The sequence below is a fragment of the Nonomuraea sp. NPDC003201 genome (genome assembly GCF_053590415.1).
In genome coordinates this window covers 1-2,091 of sequence record NZ_JBSFTC010000677.1, presented here as the reverse complement: position 1 = coordinate 2,091, position 2,091 = coordinate 1, and the positions used below count along the sequence as shown (strand labels likewise).

The 2,091-nt window shown below is 74.9% G+C and carries 2 protein-coding genes and 1 pseudogene; 2 read left to right on the top strand and 1 reads right to left on the bottom strand.

Features of this window, described 5'->3' with window-relative positions:
• Together ACWDX9_RS62650 and ACWDX9_RS62645 are read left to right on the top strand one after the other, a co-directional pair.
• Positions 1-1,307, top strand: a 1,307-nt coding sequence (locus ACWDX9_RS62650; RefSeq protein ID WP_449973342.1) for a carboxylesterase/lipase family protein, incomplete at its 5' end; no start/stop codon positions are given.
• An 87-nt stretch (positions 1,308-1,394) separates the two neighbouring features.
• Positions 1,395-1,514 (top strand): annotated as a pseudogene (locus ACWDX9_RS62645) (glycosyltransferase); the annotation flags it as partial.
• Positions 1,515-1,635: 121 nt separating this feature from the next.
• Here ACWDX9_RS62645 and ACWDX9_RS62640 read toward each other — a convergent pair.
• The coding region (locus ACWDX9_RS62640; protein WP_449973341.1) for a 2-phospho-L-lactate transferase CofD family protein at positions 1,636-2,091 on the bottom strand (456 nt) is incomplete at its 5' end.

The window sequence follows — 2,091 nt, the reverse complement described above, 5'->3', positions numbered from 1 at the left end:
AGGTGAACCGGGGCTGGTGGGCCCGCGTACCTTCGCACATGACGACACTTCCACGTCTGGCCGCTTTCGCGCTGCTGGCCGGACTGGTCGCCGGAACGAAGGCCGGGCAGCGGCTGCCCGTGCTGTTCTGGATCCACGGCGGCGGCCTGCAGAACGGCTCGGCCAACCAGCACGACGGCACCCTGATCGCCCAGCTCGAGAACGTCGTCGTGGTGAGCGTCAACTACCGGCTCGGCGTGTTCGGCTACCTGGCCCACCCGCTGCTGGCAGCAGAAGCGGGCACGTCCGGCAACTACGGCCTGTCCGACCAGCAGGCCGCGCTGCGCTGGGTGCACCGCAACATCGCCGCGTTCGGCGGCGACCCCCGCCAGGTCACCATCGACGGCGAGTCGGCCGGCGGCTTCTCCGTCTGCGCCAACCTCGCCTCGCCCGCCTCGGCCGGGCTGTTCGCCCGCGCGATCATCCAGAGCGGGTCCTGCACCAGCCGCCCGTACGCGGACGGCGAGCAGGCCGGCGCCACCATCGCCACCACGCTCGGCTGCTCCGACCTGGCCTGCCTGCGCGGGCTGAGCGCGGCCAAGCTGGTCGACGGGCCGCAGTTCGCCTCGTTCCTGTACGGCACGCCCGCCCTGCCGGAGAACCCCGACACCGCCGTGCGGGCGGGCCGCTTCCAGCGGGTCCCCCTGATCGTCGGCGCCAACCGCGACGAGGGCCGCACGTTCCTGCAGGGCGCCCGCGGCTGGACCAAGGAGCAGTACGAGGGCTGGGTCCGCGGCCTCTTCCCCGACCGCGCCGACGCCGTCCTGGCCAGGTATCCGTGGCCGGCGCAGTCCGACCAGTTCACCTCGGCGTACCTGGCGGCGGCCGTCTTCACCGACTCCGGTTTCCTGGCCGGCCTCGGCGGCTGCCCGACGCTGCGCTTCATCGAGGCCCTGTCCACCCACACCCGCGTGTACGGCTACCGCTTCGACCACCGCACCGGCCCAGGCCTGAGCCCCGAGCCGGCCGGCTACGAGTGGGGCGCGGGGCACGCCGCCGAGCTGGCCTACCTGTGGCCGAGCTTCGACAACGGCACCCCGATCGCGCCGACGTTCGACGCCTCGGAGCGGCGGCTGGCCCGCGACATGGTGCACTACTGGGGGTCGTTCACGATCGGCGGGCAGCCGCGGGCCGCGTACTCGGCGCGCTGGCCGGCCTTCAACGGGACCTCCCTCGTCATGTCCCTGAGGGCGGGCGGGAAGTCCACGCCGGTCCCGCTGGCCACGATGCTCGCCGAGCACAACTGCGACCTGTGGGAGGCCGGCTGAGATGACGCGCCGCGGGGGCCGGCCGCGAGATCATGGAGGTTCCAGGACTCGCGAAGCGCGGCCCCCGCGACGGGAGTTTCCCTGATCGTGCCGTGCTACAACGCGGCCAGGACCCTGCGCCTGTGCCTGGAGTCGGCGCTGTCCCGGACCCGGCCGCCCGACGAGATCGTCGTGGCGGACGACGCCGGCGGCTCCCCGGCCCTCGCCGAGGAGCCGGGCTGCCGGGTCGTCCCGCTCCCCGACAACCGCGGGCCGACGGCGCCTCTCCAGGCGGCGCCGGGTGCGGCGGCCTTCCGGACGGCGTCGGGTGCGGCGCCCGTGGGGCCGTTCATCCGGCGCGCGCCAGCGGGATCTTGCCGAGCACGGCCCGCAGCGCCTCGGCCGTGCGCGGGCCGTCGTGCGTGCCGGGACGCCCGGCGTCCTCGACGTCCGCGCCGATCCAGCGCGCCCCCGCCCAGCAGCCGCGCTCCACGACCCCGAGCGGCACGGCGGGACCCCCGGACCCGCTCCGGCGGCTGAGCACGTGCGTGATCGTGCGCCGCCCGTTGCCCGGGTCACCCAGGTACGCCAGCGTGCGGTCCACCAGGTCGGTGGCCGTCAGCCCCTGGATGTCGTGATCGCCCCCGAGATTGACGACGAACACCCTGGCCGCGGCCCGGCTCTCCGCGACCGCCCCGGCCAGCCCCGGCGTCAGGTAGCTGGGCAGCAGCGACGAGTGCGGCGTGCCCGGGCCGTACACGATGAGGTCGCTGTCCCGGACGGCCGCCAGCGCCTCGGGGCTGGG